The organism is Burkholderia sp. Bp9099 (assembly GCF_003857805.1).
Taxonomy (GTDB): Bacteria; Pseudomonadota; Gammaproteobacteria; order Burkholderiales; family Burkholderiaceae; genus Burkholderia.
Window position 1 is genome coordinate 1 of record NZ_QTPU01000028.1, and the last position, 13,824, is coordinate 13,824.

11 protein-coding genes and 1 riboswitch are annotated in these 13,824 nt (G+C 70.2%); of the genes, 7 read left to right on the forward strand and 4 right to left on the reverse strand.

All coding sequences use genetic code 11. From position 1 onward, the window contains the following. Window positions 1-134: 134 nt before the first annotated feature. The 6 genes from DIE17_RS28280 (at window position 135) to DIE17_RS28305 (ending at window position 7,634) form a co-directional block, all read left to right on the forward strand. The gene (locus tag DIE17_RS28280) at window positions 135-647 is read left to right on the forward strand and encodes a chemotaxis protein CheW (protein WP_124486486.1); all 513 of its coding nucleotides are present in this window, start codon (window positions 135-137) and stop codon (window positions 645-647) included. Continuing rightward, window positions 644-2,071, forward strand: a complete 1,428-nt coding sequence (locus tag DIE17_RS28285; protein WP_124667584.1) for a protein-glutamate O-methyltransferase CheR — start codon at window positions 644-646, stop codon at window positions 2,069-2,071. The genes DIE17_RS28280 and DIE17_RS28285 overlap by 4 nt, the downstream gene beginning before the upstream one ends. A gap of 45 nt (window positions 2,072-2,116) precedes the next feature. Beyond that, window positions 2,117-2,821 carry a chemotaxis protein CheW gene (locus DIE17_RS28290; RefSeq protein ID WP_124667585.1) on the forward strand — a complete coding sequence of 235 codons (705 nt, stop codon included), beginning with the start codon at window positions 2,117-2,119 and terminating at the stop codon, window positions 2,819-2,821. Further along, window positions 2,818-5,133, forward strand: a complete 2,316-nt coding sequence (locus DIE17_RS28295; protein WP_124667583.1) for a hybrid sensor histidine kinase/response regulator — start codon at window positions 2,818-2,820, stop codon at window positions 5,131-5,133. The genes DIE17_RS28290 and DIE17_RS28295 overlap by 4 nt, the downstream gene beginning before the upstream one ends. Further along, a complete protein-coding gene (locus tag DIE17_RS28300; protein ID WP_044846626.1) occupies window positions 5,130-6,149 on the forward strand; it encodes a chemotaxis response regulator protein-glutamate methylesterase in 1,020 nt (339 codons plus the stop codon). The genes DIE17_RS28295 and DIE17_RS28300 overlap by 4 nt, the downstream gene beginning before the upstream one ends. Window positions 6,150-6,209: 60 nt before the next feature. Further along, a riboswitch (Fluoride riboswitch) is annotated at window positions 6,210-6,313 on the forward strand. Window positions 6,314-6,392: 79 nt separating this feature from the next. After that, entirely contained in the window at window positions 6,393-7,634 is a 1,242-nt protein-coding gene (locus DIE17_RS28305) for a voltage-gated chloride channel family protein (protein WP_124667582.1), read from the forward strand. A gap of 89 nt (window positions 7,635-7,723) precedes the next feature. Here DIE17_RS28305 and DIE17_RS28310 read toward each other — a convergent pair whose 3' ends face one another. Together DIE17_RS28310 and DIE17_RS28315 are read right to left on the reverse strand one after the other, a co-directional pair. Continuing rightward, on the reverse strand, window positions 7,724-8,437 hold the full coding sequence (locus tag DIE17_RS28310; RefSeq protein ID WP_124486482.1) for a riboflavin synthase subunit alpha: 714 nt from the start codon (window positions 8,435-8,437) through the stop codon (window positions 7,724-7,726). Window positions 8,438-8,666: 229 nt separating this feature from the next. Further along, on the reverse strand, window positions 8,667-10,529 hold the full coding sequence (locus DIE17_RS28315) for an ABC transporter ATP-binding protein (RefSeq protein WP_124646457.1): 1,863 nt from the start codon (window positions 10,527-10,529) through the stop codon (window positions 8,667-8,669). Window positions 10,530-11,015: 486 nt separating this feature from the next. Between DIE17_RS28315 and DIE17_RS28325 the strand changes: the two genes are divergently transcribed. Then, window positions 11,016-11,897, forward strand: coding sequence for a Dyp-type peroxidase (locus DIE17_RS28325; RefSeq protein ID WP_124486480.1), 882 nt, complete (start codon window positions 11,016-11,018; stop codon window positions 11,895-11,897). A 100-nt stretch (window positions 11,898-11,997) separates the two neighbouring features. Here the strand turns inward: DIE17_RS28325 and DIE17_RS28330 are convergent, their stop codons facing one another. Both DIE17_RS28330 and DIE17_RS28335 read right to left on the reverse strand, forming a co-directional pair. Then, entirely contained in the window at window positions 11,998-12,399 is a 402-nt protein-coding gene (locus DIE17_RS28330) for an OsmC family protein (RefSeq protein ID WP_124646458.1), read from the reverse strand. 118 nt (window positions 12,400-12,517) lie between these two features. After that, window positions 12,518-13,438 (reverse strand): LysR family transcriptional regulator, encoded by a 921-nt coding sequence (locus DIE17_RS28335; RefSeq protein WP_124646459.1) that lies wholly within the window; start codon window positions 13,436-13,438, stop codon window positions 12,518-12,520. Window positions 13,439-13,824 lie beyond the last annotated feature (386 nt).

Genomic DNA, 13,824 nt, shown 5'->3' on the forward strand with positions numbered 1-13,824 from the left:
CAGGCGCTGTCGCAGCTGTCGGAAGCCGCGCAGCAGACGGCCGAATCGCTGCGCCAGTCGTCGCAGGCGATCGACGACCTCACGCTCGTCGCGAACCAGTTGCGCACCAGCGTGTCGCGCTTCAAGGTCGACGCGTGACGCGCGTCGAGTCGCACGGCGCCGCGCACGCGCTGTTCCTGATGTTCGAGCTCGACGGCGAGCGCTACGCGCTCGACGCGGCCGACATCGACGAGGTGTTGCCGCTCGCGACCGCCAAGGCCGTGCCCGGCGCGCCCGAATGGATCGCCGGGCTGCTGATGCGCGGCGGCCAGCCGGTGCCCGTGATCGACGTGCCGATGCTCGCGCTTGGACGGCGCGCACATGCGTTGCGTTCGACGCGGCTGGTGATGGTCCGCTACCGCGCCGGGCAGCTCGACCGCGAGCGCGTGATCGGCCTGATCATCGAGCGCGCGACGCAGACGCTGCGGATCGACCGCACGGCGTTCCGCGCCAGCGGCGTATCGACCGCGCGCACGCGCTGGCTCGGGCGCGTCGCGAACACGCCCGACGGGATCGTGCAGCAGGTCTCGGTGTCCGACCTGATCGACGACGTTGCGCGCCTGTATCTGTTCGACGGCCTGCCGGGCCACGGAGGGGAATCCGCATGAAAGAATCCGATTCGCGATTTCGCGGCTGGCTGCTGCGCGAGACCGGCATCGACCCCGATTCGCTCGGCAACGATTTTCTGAGCCGCGCGCTGACGGAGCGCGTGCAGGCGCTGCAGGGCGACGGCGAGCGGCTGCCGTCGGCGGCGCGGCCGCCCGTCACGCCGGAAGCGCTCGACGCGTACTGGCAGCACCTCAACGCGTCGGCCGACGAACGGCGCGCACTGATCGAGCTGTTCATCGTGCCGGAGACGTGGTTCTTCCGCGATCGCGAGGCGTTCGCGACGCTCGCGCGGCACGCGGCCGAGCGGCTCGCCGCGACGCCCGGGCGCGTGATCCGCGTGCTGAGCGCGCCGTGCTCGACCGGCGAGGAGCCGTATTCGGCGGCGATGGCGCTGCTCGACGCCGGGCTCGAGCCGGCCAGCTTCACGATCGACGCGCTCGACCTGAGCCCGCGCGCGATCGAACAGGCGCGGCTCGGCTGCTACGGGCGCAATGCGTTTCGCGGCACGGCGACCGAGTTCCGCGGCCGCTACTTCACGCCGGTCGCCGACGGCTGGCTGCTCGACGAGCGCGTGCGCGCGTGCGTGCAGTTTCGCCAGGCGAACCTGGTCGAACCGGGCACCGATACGGGCATCCGCTACGATTTCGTGTTCTGCCGCAACGTGCTGATCTATTTCGACCGCGACGCGCAGGACCGGGTGATCGGTTCGCTCGAAAGCGCGCTCGCCGACGACGGCATGTTGTTCGTCGGGCCGGCCGAAACGGGCGTCGCGATGCGGCACGGGATGCGTTCGGCCCGCGTGCCGCTCGCGTTCGCGTTTCATCGCGGGCGCGATGGCGCCGCGGCGGACGGGTACGCGGCCCGCCATGCGGCGCCGATACCCGCGATTGCGCCGTACCGGCGCGCCGAGCGTTTCGCCGTGGCGCCGCCGGCTGCGACGCGCCCGCTGCTGGCCGTCGTCCCGCCGGCGTGGAGCGATGCCGCGCCGTCGCGCGCTGCCTTTGAACCGGCCGGGCGACCGACGGCGTTCGGGCCGCGGGCCGACGCGCGCGTCGATCCGCTGGGCGATGCGGCGAACGTGGCCGACACGCCCGCGCCCGCGCCGGCGGCCGCCGACGGCGCCGCGCCGACGCTCGAGGAAGCGCAGGCGCTGGCCAATGCGGGCGCATTCGACGAGGCCGAGCGCGTGCTCGCGCAGTTCTCCGCGCACGCCGGGCCGCACGCCGACGCGTTCTACCTGAACGGGCTGATCGCGGATGCGCGCGGGCGGGTCGCGGAAGCGGGCGATTTCTACCGGAAGGCGCTGTATCTGCGGCCGACGCACCACGAAGCGCTGACGCATCTCGCGACCTTGCTGGACGTCGGCGGCGACGGCGCCGGCGCGCAATGGCTGCTCGAGCGTGCGCGGCGCTCGGCCGGATAATGAGAGTACGGGTTGGGAGCCGACATCGGGATGACCGAGGAACGAATGAACCGCGACGCCGTTGCCACTGACGACACGACGATCGGCGTCGACGATTGCTGGAACCGGATCGGCACGCACGGCGACCGCTCGTGCGAGCGGCTGGCCGATTGCCTGCGCTGCCTGAACTGCCCGGTCTACGCGTATCACGCGGCGAAACTGCTCGAACGCCCGCTCGGCGCCACCGAGCTGGCCGACGCGACGCAGCGGATCAGCGCGTTCGACGCGACCCGCGCGCACGGCGACGACGATACGCATCAGGCGGCACTGGCGTTTCGCGTCGCCGACGAATGGCTCGCGCTGCCGATCGGCGTGCTGCGCGAGATCGCCGGCACGCGTCCGATCCATTCGCTGCCGCATCGTCGCCATTCGGCCGTGCGCGGCGTGGTCAACATTCGCGGCACGCTGCGCATCGCGATCTCGATCGGCGCGCTGCTCGGCCTCGACGCGGGCAAGGGCCGCGAGGGTGGCGCGGACGGCCGTTTCACGCGGCTGCTGGTCGCCGCGCACCAGGGCGAGCCGGTGGTGTTCCCGGTCGACGAAGTCGAGGGCGTGCTGCGCTTCGGCGCATCCGAATGGGTGCCCGTGCCGGCGACGGTCGGGCGCGCGAGCGCCGGCCTGTCGCGCGGCGTGCTGTCGTGGCGCGGCAAGTCGATCGGCTTGCTCGACGACGATCGGCTGTTCGACGCCGTGACACGGAGCATGCGATGAGCGGCGATGACGATCTGAGCCAACTGTCGCTGCTCGAGCTGTATCGCGAGGAGACGCGCACGCAGACCCAGGCGCTGTCCGAGCGCCTGCTCGCGCTCGAGTCGGGCGAGCCCGACTCCGTCGCGCTCGAGGCGTGCATGCGCGCCGCACATTCGCTGAAGGGCGCCGCGCGCATCGTCGGCGTGCCGCTCGGCGTCGACATCGCGGGGCGCATGGAAGAATGCTTCGTCGCGGCGCAGGCCGGCACGATCGCGCTGACGGCCACGCATGTCGACGTGCTGCTGGCCGGCGTCGACCTGCTGGTTCGCGTCGCCGATCCGCAGGCGCAGCCCGTGTCGCCGGCGGAGATCGAGGCGTTCGCGCTGGCGCTGACGGGCGCCGACGGCGCGCACGCGATGCCGGCACCGGCTTTCGCGCCGCCGCCGGCGGCCGCGGCGCCGTCCGTCGTGCCGTCTCGCGAGCACGACGGCGCCGCGAACGAGCCCGTGGGGGCCGGCGCCGCGGTGCCGCCGCTCGCGCTGCCGGCGGCCGTGCCCGATCCGGTCCAGGCCGGCCGCGCGGCCGGCGCGGGCGCGATGCGCCGCGTGCGGGCCGATACGCTGAACCGGCTGCTGAGCCTGTCCGGCGAGTCGCTCGTCGAATCGCGCTGGCTCAAGCCGTTCGCGGAGTCGATGCTGCGCGTGAAGCGCGCGCAGCGCGACGCGGCCCGTTCGCTCGATCTGTTGTACGAACAGTTTGCCGACGATCTCGACGCGGGCGTGCTCGCATCGGTGAACGAAGTGCGGCACATGCTCAACGACCTGCAGCGTTCGCTCGCCGAGCGCATGGACGAATTCGACCGCTTCGAGCGGCGCAGCACGCATATCGCCGAACAGCTGTACGACGAGGCGCTGCAGTGCCGGATGCGGCCGTTCGGCGATGCGACGCGCGCGTATCCGCGGATCGTCCGCGATCTCGCGCGCTCGCTCGGCAAGCAGGTGCGCTTCTCGATCGTCGGCGAAGGCACGCAGGTCGACCGCGACATTCTCGACCTGCTCGACGCGCCGCTCGGCCACCTGCTGCGCAACGCGATCGACCACGGTGTCGAAGCGCCCGACGCGCGCCTCGCGCGCGGCAAGCCGGCCGAGGCGAGCGTGACGCTCGAAGCGCGGCATAGCGCCGGCTCGCTGCTCGTCAGCGTGATCGACGACGGGCCGGGCGTCGACATGGATGCGTTGCGCGCGGCGGTGGTGCGCCAGCGCCTGACCGACGACGAGACGGCCGCGCGGCTGTCCGATCCCGAACTGCTCGAATTCCTGCTGCTGCCGGGCTTCTCGATGCGCGATGCGGTGACCGACGTGTCGGGGCGCGGCGTCGGCCTCGACGCGGTGCAGGAGATGGTGCGCGGCGTGCGCGGCGCGGTGCGCATCTTCAACGAGCCCGGCGCGGGCATGCGCTTCGTGCTGCAGTTGCCGCTCACGCTGTCGGTGATCCGCAGCCTGCTGGTCGAGGTCGGCGGCGAGCCGTACGCGTTCCCGCTCGCGCACGTGCGCCGCACGCTCGAACTGTCGCACGACGACATCGACGTGCTCGAAGGCCAGCCGCATTTTCCGTTCGACGGCCGGCGCGCGGGCCTCGTCGCCGCGCACCAGCTGCTCGATGCCGGCGAGCCCGGCGTCGCGCGCGCGAGCACGGCGGTCGTGGTCGTCGGCGGCGAGCCCGAGCTCTACGGTGTCGCCGTAGACCGCTTCCTCGGCGAACGGATGCTCGTCGTGCAGCCGCTCGACAGCCGCCTGCACAAGATCCAGAACATCGCGGCCGGTGCGTTGCTCGAGAACGGCGACCCGGTGCTGATCGTCGATGTCGAGGACCTGATCCGCTCCGTCGACAAGCTCGTGCGCGGCGGACAGCTCGCGAAACTCACGCGCGACCGGCAGCTCGCGCTCGCCGACCGGCGCCGCCGCCTGCTCGTCGTCGACGATTCGCTGACGGTGCGCGAGCTCGAGCGCAAGCTGCTGGAAAAGCGCGGCTACGACGTGACCATCGCGGTCGACGGGATGGACGGCTGGAATGCGGTGCGCAGCGACGCGTTCGACCTGGTCGTCACCGACGTCGACATGCCGCGCATGGACGGGATCGAACTCGTCACGCTGATCAAGGGCGATCCGACGCTCAAGCGCGTGCCGGTGATGATCGTGTCGTACAAGGATCGCGACGAGGATCGCCGGCGCGGGCTCGATGCCGGTGCCGACTACTACCTCGCGAAGAGCAGTTTCCACGACGAGGCGCTGCTCGACGCGGTGCACGACCTGATCGGAGACGCACGCGGATGAACATCGGCATCGTCAACGATCTGCCGCTTGCCGTCGAGGCGCTGCGCCGCGTGATCGCGCTGCGCACGGATCACCGCGTGCTGTGGGTGGCGACCGATGGCGACGAGGCAGTGGATTTCTGCGTCGCGCATCCGCCCGACCTCGTGCTGATGGATCTCGTGATGCCGAAGCTCGACGGCGTGGCCGCGACCCGGCAGATCATGGCGCGCGCGCCGTGCGCGATCCTGATCGTGACCGCGAGCGTCAGCGCGAACACGTCGTCGGTCTACGAGGCGATGGGGGCCGGCGCGCTCGACGCGGTCGACACGCCGACGCTCGCGCTCGGCCTGCCGTCGGATGCGGCGCCGCAGCCGCTGCTCGCGAAGATCGACCAGATCGGCCGGCTGCTCGAAAGCCGGACCACGACGCTCGTGCCGCCCGGGCCGGCACCCGCGCGCGGCCAGCCGACGCTGATCGCGATCGGCGCGTCGGCGGGCGGGCCGACCGCGCTCACCGCACTGTTGCGCGCGCTGCCGGCCGATTTTCCGGCTGCGCTCGTGATCGTCCAGCACGTCGACCAGGCGTTCGCGGTCGGCATGGCGGAGTGGCTCGACGGCTATACGCGGCTGCCCGTGCGCGTCGCGCGGCAGGGCAGCGTGCCGCAGGCGGGCGAGGTGCTGCTCGCGGCGACCAACGATCACCTGTACATCTCGCCGCGCGGCGTGCTCGGCTATACGCGGCATCCGGCCGAGACGCCGTACCGGCCGTCGATCGACGTGTTCTTCAACAGCGTCGCCGACGGCTGGGAGGGCGACGCGCTCGGCGTGCTGCTGACCGGGATGGGGCGCGATGGCGCGCTCGGGCTGAAGGCGATGCGCGCGAAGGGGTGCTACACGATCGCGCAGGACGCGGCGACGAGCGCCGTCTACGGGATGCCGAAGGCGGCCGCGGCGATCGGCGCGGCGTCGGCGATCCTGCCGCTCGACCGGATCGCGCCGCAACTGATTTCACGCGTGACGCGCATGCCGCTCGACTGACGGCGCGCCGCGGCCCCGGCGGGGCCGCATTGCGCGCGCCGTGCGGCGTCGCGTACAATTGCCGCCTGCGGAGATGGCATGCCTCCCTGCGGTCGATCCCGGCGCGTCGCGCGCGGTTCGGCCCTCAACCGCCGGTTTGCCCGGCTGATGATGCCTGCGTGTTCCTGGGTCGTCAGGAGGTCGCAGGCCGTCCATGCGGTATTCTGCCGCCCAGGTTTTGATGTCCCGTCGAATCTGGAAATCATGTTTTTCTCGACTTCTGCCGATTTTTTCGCGACCGTGCGCTACGTGTGCCGCTGGCTCGCGCTCTCTGCGTTGCTCGGCGCGCTGGCCGGCACGGCTTCCGCGTTGTTCCTGATCGCGCTCGACTGGGCGACCGGCACGCGCGTCGCGCATCCCTGGCTGCTGTGGGGGCTGCCGGCCGCCGGTTTGGCGACCGGCTGGGTCTACCACCGGTTCGGCCAGTCGGTCGCGCGCGGCAACAACCTGCTGATCGACGAGATTCACGACCCGAAGGCGCTGGTGCCGAAGCGGATGGCGCCGCTCGTGCTCGTCGCGACCGTCGTCACGCACCTGTTCGGCGGGTCGGCCGGCCGCGAGGGCACGGCCGTGCAGATGGGCGGCGCGCTCGCCGATCGCGTCACGCACCTGTTCCGGCTCGATCGCGAGCATCGGCGCGTGCTGCTGATGGGCGGCATCGCTGCCGGGTTCGCGTCGGTGTTCGGTACGCCGCTCGCGGGCGCCGTGTTCGGGCTCGAGGTGCTCGCGATCGGGCGCGTACGGTACGACGCGCTGCTGACCTGCGTCGCGTCGGCGATCGTCGCGGATGTCGTGTGCCGCGCGTGGGGTGTGCATCACACCGCTTATGCGATTCCGTTCGTGCCGGCCGTGTCGGCGACGAGGCTGGCCGCGACGGTCGTCGCGGGTGTCGCGTTCGGCGTCGTCGGCCGGCTGTTCGCGTTCGCGACGCATGCGCTGACCGCGTGGTTTCGCCGCCTGATCCGCCATGCGCCGCTGCAGCCGGTGCTCGGCGGCCTGCTGGTCGCGGTGGCCGCCACCGTGCTGAACGTGCCGCAGTACCTCGGGCTCGGGATTCCGACGATCGAAGCCGCGTTTCACGGGCCGCTGCCGGCTTACGATTTCGCGGGCAAGTTCGCGTTCACCGTCGTCACGCTCGCGTCGGGGTTCAAGGGCGGCGAAGTGACGCCGCTGTTCTACATCGGCGCGACGCTGGGCAACGCGCTCGGACAGGTGCTGGCGCTGCCGGTGCCCGTGCTGGCGGGGCTCGGTTTCGTCGCGGTGTTCGCGGGCGCGGCCAACACGCCGATCGCGTCGACGATCATGGCGATCGAACTGTTCGGCGCGGATGTCGGCGTGTATGCGATCGTCGCCTGCGTGGTCGCCTATCTGTTTTCCGGACACGCGGGGATTTATCGCGCGCAGCGGGTGGCGGTAGGGAAGGGGGCGCAGGTGGAGGTGGAGTAAGGCGGCGAGCTGGGCGGCCGGCCGCATCGCGACGGAAGCCGACGCCCGGTGATCCCGGGCATCAGCGGGAACGGCGGCGCTCTTCGCCGTTACGCCTTCGGCAGCTTCGCGACGTTCCGCGCGAGCAGTTCCTCGATATCGATGCCCTTCTCCGCGAGCAACGTCGTGACGACGCCGGTCAATTCCCCGAGGGTTTCCTTGACCGATTCGCGGATCGTATCCACGACGACCTGCGTGCTGCGCTCGATCTCGATATTGACCTTGTCGCCGACGCCCTTCGCATCGAAGGTGGTCGCGCGTCGCGTTTCGGGAATCAGCCAGACGTCGAACCAGCCTTCGTCGCGATTGACGTCCGACACGGTGAGGCTGCAGCCGTTGATCGCGATATAGCCTTTCGCAAACACGTAGCGCCTGAAATCGGCCGGCACGCCGATGCGGATCATCCGGTTGTGTTCGGACGACGCGATGTTCGCGATCGTTCCCATGAAGTCGACGTGTCCGGACAGCGGATGTCCGCCGATTTCAGCGCCGTCCTTCGCGGCCCGCTCGACGTTGATCCGGGCGCCGGTCGTGAGGTCGGCGAGCGTGGTGATGCGCAGGCTCGGCAACATCACGTCGAAGTCGATCAGCTCGGGCGAGTGGATGGTCGTCACGGTCAGGCAGACGCCGTCGACCGAGACGCTCGCGCCGATCTCGATGTCGGTGGTGAACCGCTCGGGGAATTCGATGCTGAACGTTCTCAGTTCGCCGTGATCCTTGATGGCCTTGATGACGCCAACACCCTGAACAATGCCTGTAAACATGATCCGCCTTTCGTCGCAAATTGCCTGGCCGGTATGATAAGTGATCCCGGCTCGCCTCGTTCGCAAGGGGTTTGCCGGGCAGCGCACGGCGGCTCGCGTGGCGCCATCGAATGGAATCGACGACGCACGCAACGGCCGCGTGAATTCCTCACGATCGCATCGACGTCCCGCATGACGCAACCGGCCGCGGCGGCGGTGCGCCGCGCATCCGGTTGCAATCGGGGCGCCTTCAGGCTTGCGCCGGCTCCCCAAGCGGCCCGGCATGACCGTCCGCCGTGCGCCGCGGCGGATCGATCAGGCCCTTGGCGAGTTCCAGCGCCTGCCGCTCGAACAGCCGGCGATACGTCCCGCCGTCGATGCGGATCAGCGCGTCGTGGCTGCCTTCCTCGATCACCTTGCCGCGCTCGAGCACGATCAGACGGTCGAGCGCGCGCACCGTCGACAGCCGGTGCGCGACGACGAGCGTCGTGCGCCCGACCATCAGCCGCTCCATCGCCTGCTGGATCAGCACCTCGCTTTCGCTGTCGAGGCTCGACGTCGCTTCGTCGAGGATCAGGATCGGCGCATCGGCGAGGAACGCACGCGCGATCGCGACGCGCTGGCGTTCGCCGCCCGACAGCTTGATCCCGCGCTCGCCGACGAGCGTGTCATAGCCGTCCGGCAGCGCGACGATGAAGTCGTGCGCGCTGGCAAGACGCGCGGCGCGCTCGATCTCCGCACGGCTCGCGTCGGGGCGCGCATACGCGATGTTCTCCGCGAGCGTGCGGTGGAACAGCACGGGTTCCTGCTGGACGATCGCGATCTGGCTGCGCAGCGAATCCTGCCGCACTTGCGCGATGTCCTGGCCGTCGATCGTGATGCGGCCGCCCGACACGTCGTACAGGCGCTGGATCAGCTTGATGAACGTCGTCTTGCCCGACCCGGAATGGCCGACGAGGCCCACGCGTTCGCCGGGCGCGATGCGCATCGAGAAGTCGTCGTACAGCGGCACCGGATGGTTGCCGTAGCGGAACGTCACATGCTCGAAGCGGATCTCGCCTTGCCCGATCCGGATCGCGGGCGCGCCGGGCCGATCGTCGATGCCGAGCGGCTGGCGCTCGAGCGCGACGAGCTCTTCCATGTCGTTGACCGAGCGTTGCAGGTTGCGGATGTGCATGCCGACGTCGCGCAGGTAGCCCTGCAGCATGAAGAACATCGTCAGCGAGAACGCGATGTCGCCGACGCTCGCTTCGTCGTTCGCCCAGAGCCGCAGCGCGACGCCGATCATCGCGGCCTGCATCGCGACGAGCATCGCGCCCTGCAGCCCCCCGTTGAACGTGCCGCGCACCCACGTGCGGCGCGTGCGCTGGCGCCACTTGCCGATCACGCGATCGAGCCGCGCTTCCTCGCGCGTTTCCGCGCCGAACGCCTTGACGACCGCGTTGCAGCTCACGGCGTCGGCGAGCGCGCCGCCCATGCGCGTGTCCCACAGGTTGCCGAGCCGCGCGGCCGGCGCGACGATGCCGAGCGACACCGCGACCGTTACCGAGATGTACAGCAGCGAACCCGCACCGACGACGAGCCCCATCACCGGCCAGTGCGTGCCGAGCAGCACGGTCGCGCCGACGAGCATCGTGACCGACGGCAGCAGCGCGATCAGCACCGTGTCGTTCAGCAGGTCGAGTGCCCAGATCCCGCGCGTGATCTTGCGCACGGTCGACCCCGCGAAGCTGTTCGCGTGCCAGTCGGTCGAGAAACGCTGCACGCGATGGAACGACGCCGCGGCGATCTCGCTCATCATCTTCAGCGTGAGCGTGATGATGTTCAGGTAGACGCCCTGCCGCAGCAGCGTCGCGCCGATGCCGAGCGCGGCCAGCGTGCCGAACGCGGTGACGGCCGCATGCCACGCGGCGGCGCGGTCGGTCGGGCCGCTCGACAGCGCATCGACGAGGCGCCCGGCGAACAGCGGCGTGAGCACGTCGGCAAGCGCGCCGAGCAGCGCCAGCGTCGTGATCGTCGCGATGCGCACCGGCTGCTTGCGCCAGTAGCGGAACGTGAAGCCGAAGACGGCCTGGAATGCCTGGCCGCCCAGATGGGTGGTTTTTCTGGTCATGTATCGTTGCCCGGCGCATCGCGCGACGGGACTTTCCGGTTCGGAGAACGTCGAAAACGCGACAGCCGGACCGCGCGCACGACGCGGGCGAAACGAAACGGGCTGTCGGGAAATTGCGCAGGCGGGCGGGTTAGCGGAGCACCCGGAAGCCGGCGCGGACGACGGGCTGGATCAGCCGCGCCGTGGGACCACGTTCGGGAAGGTTGCTGGCATTCGGAACATCTGCACCTCCCTGAAGTGAACGGTTGAAAGGACGCCGAAAAAGACGTGAAGGAATTTTATCAGCAGAGCCGGACGCGCTGCAACGTCTGACGAATGCGGCGTTGCAGCAGCGATGCGGTTAGTATTCGGGGTTTTGGCCCTCTTTCGTGCGCGTTCCGCGGTGCGGTGCCGCACGGGGCGGCGGGCGGCATCGATTACACTCTGCCGTTGCGCGCCGGCCGCTGCGGCCCCGCCGATTCACCCCGATACACTCCTGAGGAAACGATGAGCGACGTTCAGCAAGGCATCCTGGCTCCGATCGACACGGCGGCCCGATACCTCACTTTCACGATTTCGAACAACGTCAATGTGGCCGCGGCGCTCGCGGCATTGCGCGAGCTCGTCGACGGGCGCGACGCGGTCGCAGGCTTCGGGCAGGCGCTGGCCGCGCATCTCGGCCGCCCGGTTCCGGGGCTCACCGAATACCCGGCGTTCGCGGTGAACGACCGTACGCTGCCGATCACGCCGGCCGACGTCTGGGTCTGGCTGCGCGGCGACGATCGCGGCGCACTCGTGCTGCGCGCGCGGGCGATCGAGCGGGCGCTCGCGCCGGCGTTCGTGCTGCAGGACGCGGTCGACGGGTTCCGCTATTCGACCGATCGCGACCTGTCGGGTTACGAGGACGGCACCGAGAACCCGACCGGCGACGACGCGCTGGCCGCGGCGGTCGTCACGGGGCAGGGCGCGGGGCTCGACGGTTCGAGCTTCGTCGCGGTTCAGCAATGGCTGCACGACTTCGACCAGATGGAGCGCATTGCGTCGGGCGACATGGATCACATCATCGGCCGCCGCCGCTCGGACAACGAGGAACTCGACGACGCGCCCGAGTTCGCGCACGTGAAGCGCACCGCGCAGGAGAGCTTCGAGCCGGAGGCATTCATGCTGCGCCGTTCGTCGCCGTGGTCCGATGCGCGCCGCGCGGGGCTCTACTTCGTCGCGTTCGGCCGTTCGTTCCGCGCGTTCGACGTGCAGATGCGCCGGATGAGCGGCGCGGACGACGGCATCGTCGACGGCCTGTTCCGCTTCACGCGACCGCTGACGGGCGCGTATTTCTGGTGCCCGCCGGTGAAGGACGGCAAGCTGGACCTGTCCGCGCTCGGACTCTGAGCGCCGGACGACATCCGCAAACGGGCGGGCCGCGCATCGCGCGCGGCCCGCCCGTTTTGCTTGTGACGCGGCGATCGCGTGCGGCGCGGTACGCCGCCCGTCAGTTCAGCGTCGTTTCGATGCGCGTGCCGCGCTTGATGAACAGCGTCACCGGCGTCTTCTCGCAGATTTCCGCGAGCCGCTGGCGCTGCGCATCGCCGAGCGGGCCGTCGAGCGTCACGACGCGGCGCACGTATTGCTGCCCTTCACGATCGGCATGCAGTTCGGTGCGCACGTCGATGCGCGCGGCCGGCCACGTCTTGCGCTGCATGTACATGCGCAGCGTCGCGGCCGTGCATTGTGCGAGGCCGGCCAGCACGAACTCGAACGGCGCCGGCCCGAGGCCCTGTCCGCCTTCGCGCGGCGCTTCGTCGCCGGTCAGCGCGTGCGCGCCGGCCTGCAGCTGGACGACGTAGTCGGGCGCGTCGGCGGCGAGGGTGGCGGCAGCGTGGATGAGCGGCATGGCAAGTCTCCGGTAAGCGGGTAAGAGGCGGCCGCGACGATGCGCGGCGTGCGAGCCGTCAGCATACCGTCTCGAGGAAAAACGCGGGCGCCACGCGCGTCGACGGGGCTCGCCGGGATCAGCCGGCGACGCCGGCACTCCGGCGCACGAGCGTGGCGACGCGTTCGCGCACCCACTGGTGCGCGCGGTCGGTCTCGCGCGACTCGTGCCAGTACGCGAGCAGCGGAAACGGCTTGAGCCGCAGCGGCAGCGGCTGCACTGCGATCGGCAGCATCGCCGCCATGCGCAGCGCATACGTGCGCGGCAGCGTCAGCAGCAGGTCGCCCGCCGCGGCGATCTGGCATGCGGCGAAGTAATGCTGGCAGACGAGCTGGATGTGACGGAAGCGCCCGTCGTTGCCGAGCAGCACGTCGAGCGATTGCGGTTCGCCGAGCGACGACACCGCGACATGCCGCGCGGCGAAATAGTCGCCGCGCCGCAGCGGACCGCCGGTCAACGGATGATCGTGCCGCATCGCGACGACGAGCGAATCGTCGAGCAGGTGCTCGGTCACGATGCGCGGGCCGGTCTGCACGCGTCGATCGACAGCCAGATCGAGATTGCCCGACGCGAGTTCGCGTTCGATGTCGTGCACCGCGACGCGGCGGCTCACGAATCGCAGGCCCGGCGCTGCGCCGGCGAATGCGGCGACGATCTGCGGCAGCGCGATCGATTCGAGCACGTCGCGAATGCCGACCGCGATGCTCAGGTCGAGCGTCGCCGGGTCGAATGCCGCCGGGTCGCGCGCGGCGCGCTGCAGGCCGGCGAGGTGAAGCTGCACGTCCGCGATGATCGCGCGCGTGCGCTCGGTCGGCACGACGCGGTTGCCCTGGCGCACGAACAGCGGGTCGTCGAAATGCGCGCGCAGCCGGTTGAGCGCATGCGTGACGGCCGGCTGCGTCAGGTGCAGCGCACGGGCGGCCGCGCCGATGCCGCCGTGCACGTAGACCGCATCGAGCACGCGGAACAGGTTCAGGTCGAGACGATGGTCGGCGGGCACGGACGAAGGCGGCGTGGTGGGCGGTGGGGCGATTCTAATGGATGCGCGAACAACGGAACGCGGGTGCGCGTTGTACAGGCGACCGATGCCGTCCGATGCATGCCGATGACGATCGTCCCGCTACGCGAGCGTGCGTGGAGCCGATGCGCGATACGAGGCAGGCGTCACGATGCGAGTCCGCCCGTCGGCACGCGCATTTCCGCGCGGCCAGATCATCGGTCGGCGACAGCCTGTAGAAATCCGCCATCATGCTGTCCCGGTCGGCCATTTCGTGACAAAGAGACGACCCGTTCGGCTAGTTCGGCTAAGATGCCGTCGCTTCATATTTCGAGATAGCCGTCCCTGTCGCACGTGTTCAAACCAAATATAAGCCTGACAGTTCGACG

Coding starts and splice junctions, on each gene's coding strand:
- DIE17_RS28285 (WP_124667584.1), top strand. CDS start 644: ATGAAAGAATCCGATTCGCGATTTCGCGGCTGGCTGCTGCGCGAGACC.
- DIE17_RS28290 (WP_124667585.1), top strand. CDS start 2,117: ATGAACCGCGACGCCGTTGCCACTGACGACACGACGATCGGCGTCGAC.
- DIE17_RS28295 (WP_124667583.1), top strand. CDS start 2,818: ATGAGCGGCGATGACGATCTGAGCCAACTGTCGCTGCTCGAGCTGTAT.
- DIE17_RS28300 (WP_044846626.1), top strand. CDS start 5,130: ATGAACATCGGCATCGTCAACGATCTGCCGCTTGCCGTCGAGGCGCTG.
- DIE17_RS28305 (WP_124667582.1), top strand. CDS start 6,393: ATGTTTTTCTCGACTTCTGCCGATTTTTTCGCGACCGTGCGCTACGTG.
- DIE17_RS28310 (WP_124486482.1), bottom strand. CDS start 8,437: ATGTTTACAGGCATTGTTCAGGGTGTTGGCGTCATCAAGGCCATCAAG.
- DIE17_RS28315 (WP_124646457.1), bottom strand. CDS start 10,529: ATGACCAGAAAAACCACCCATCTGGGCGGCCAGGCATTCCAGGCCGTC.
- DIE17_RS28325 (WP_124486480.1), top strand. CDS start 11,016: ATGAGCGACGTTCAGCAAGGCATCCTGGCTCCGATCGACACGGCGGCC.
- DIE17_RS28330 (WP_124646458.1), bottom strand. CDS start 12,399: ATGCCGCTCATCCACGCTGCCGCCACCCTCGCCGCCGACGCGCCCGAC.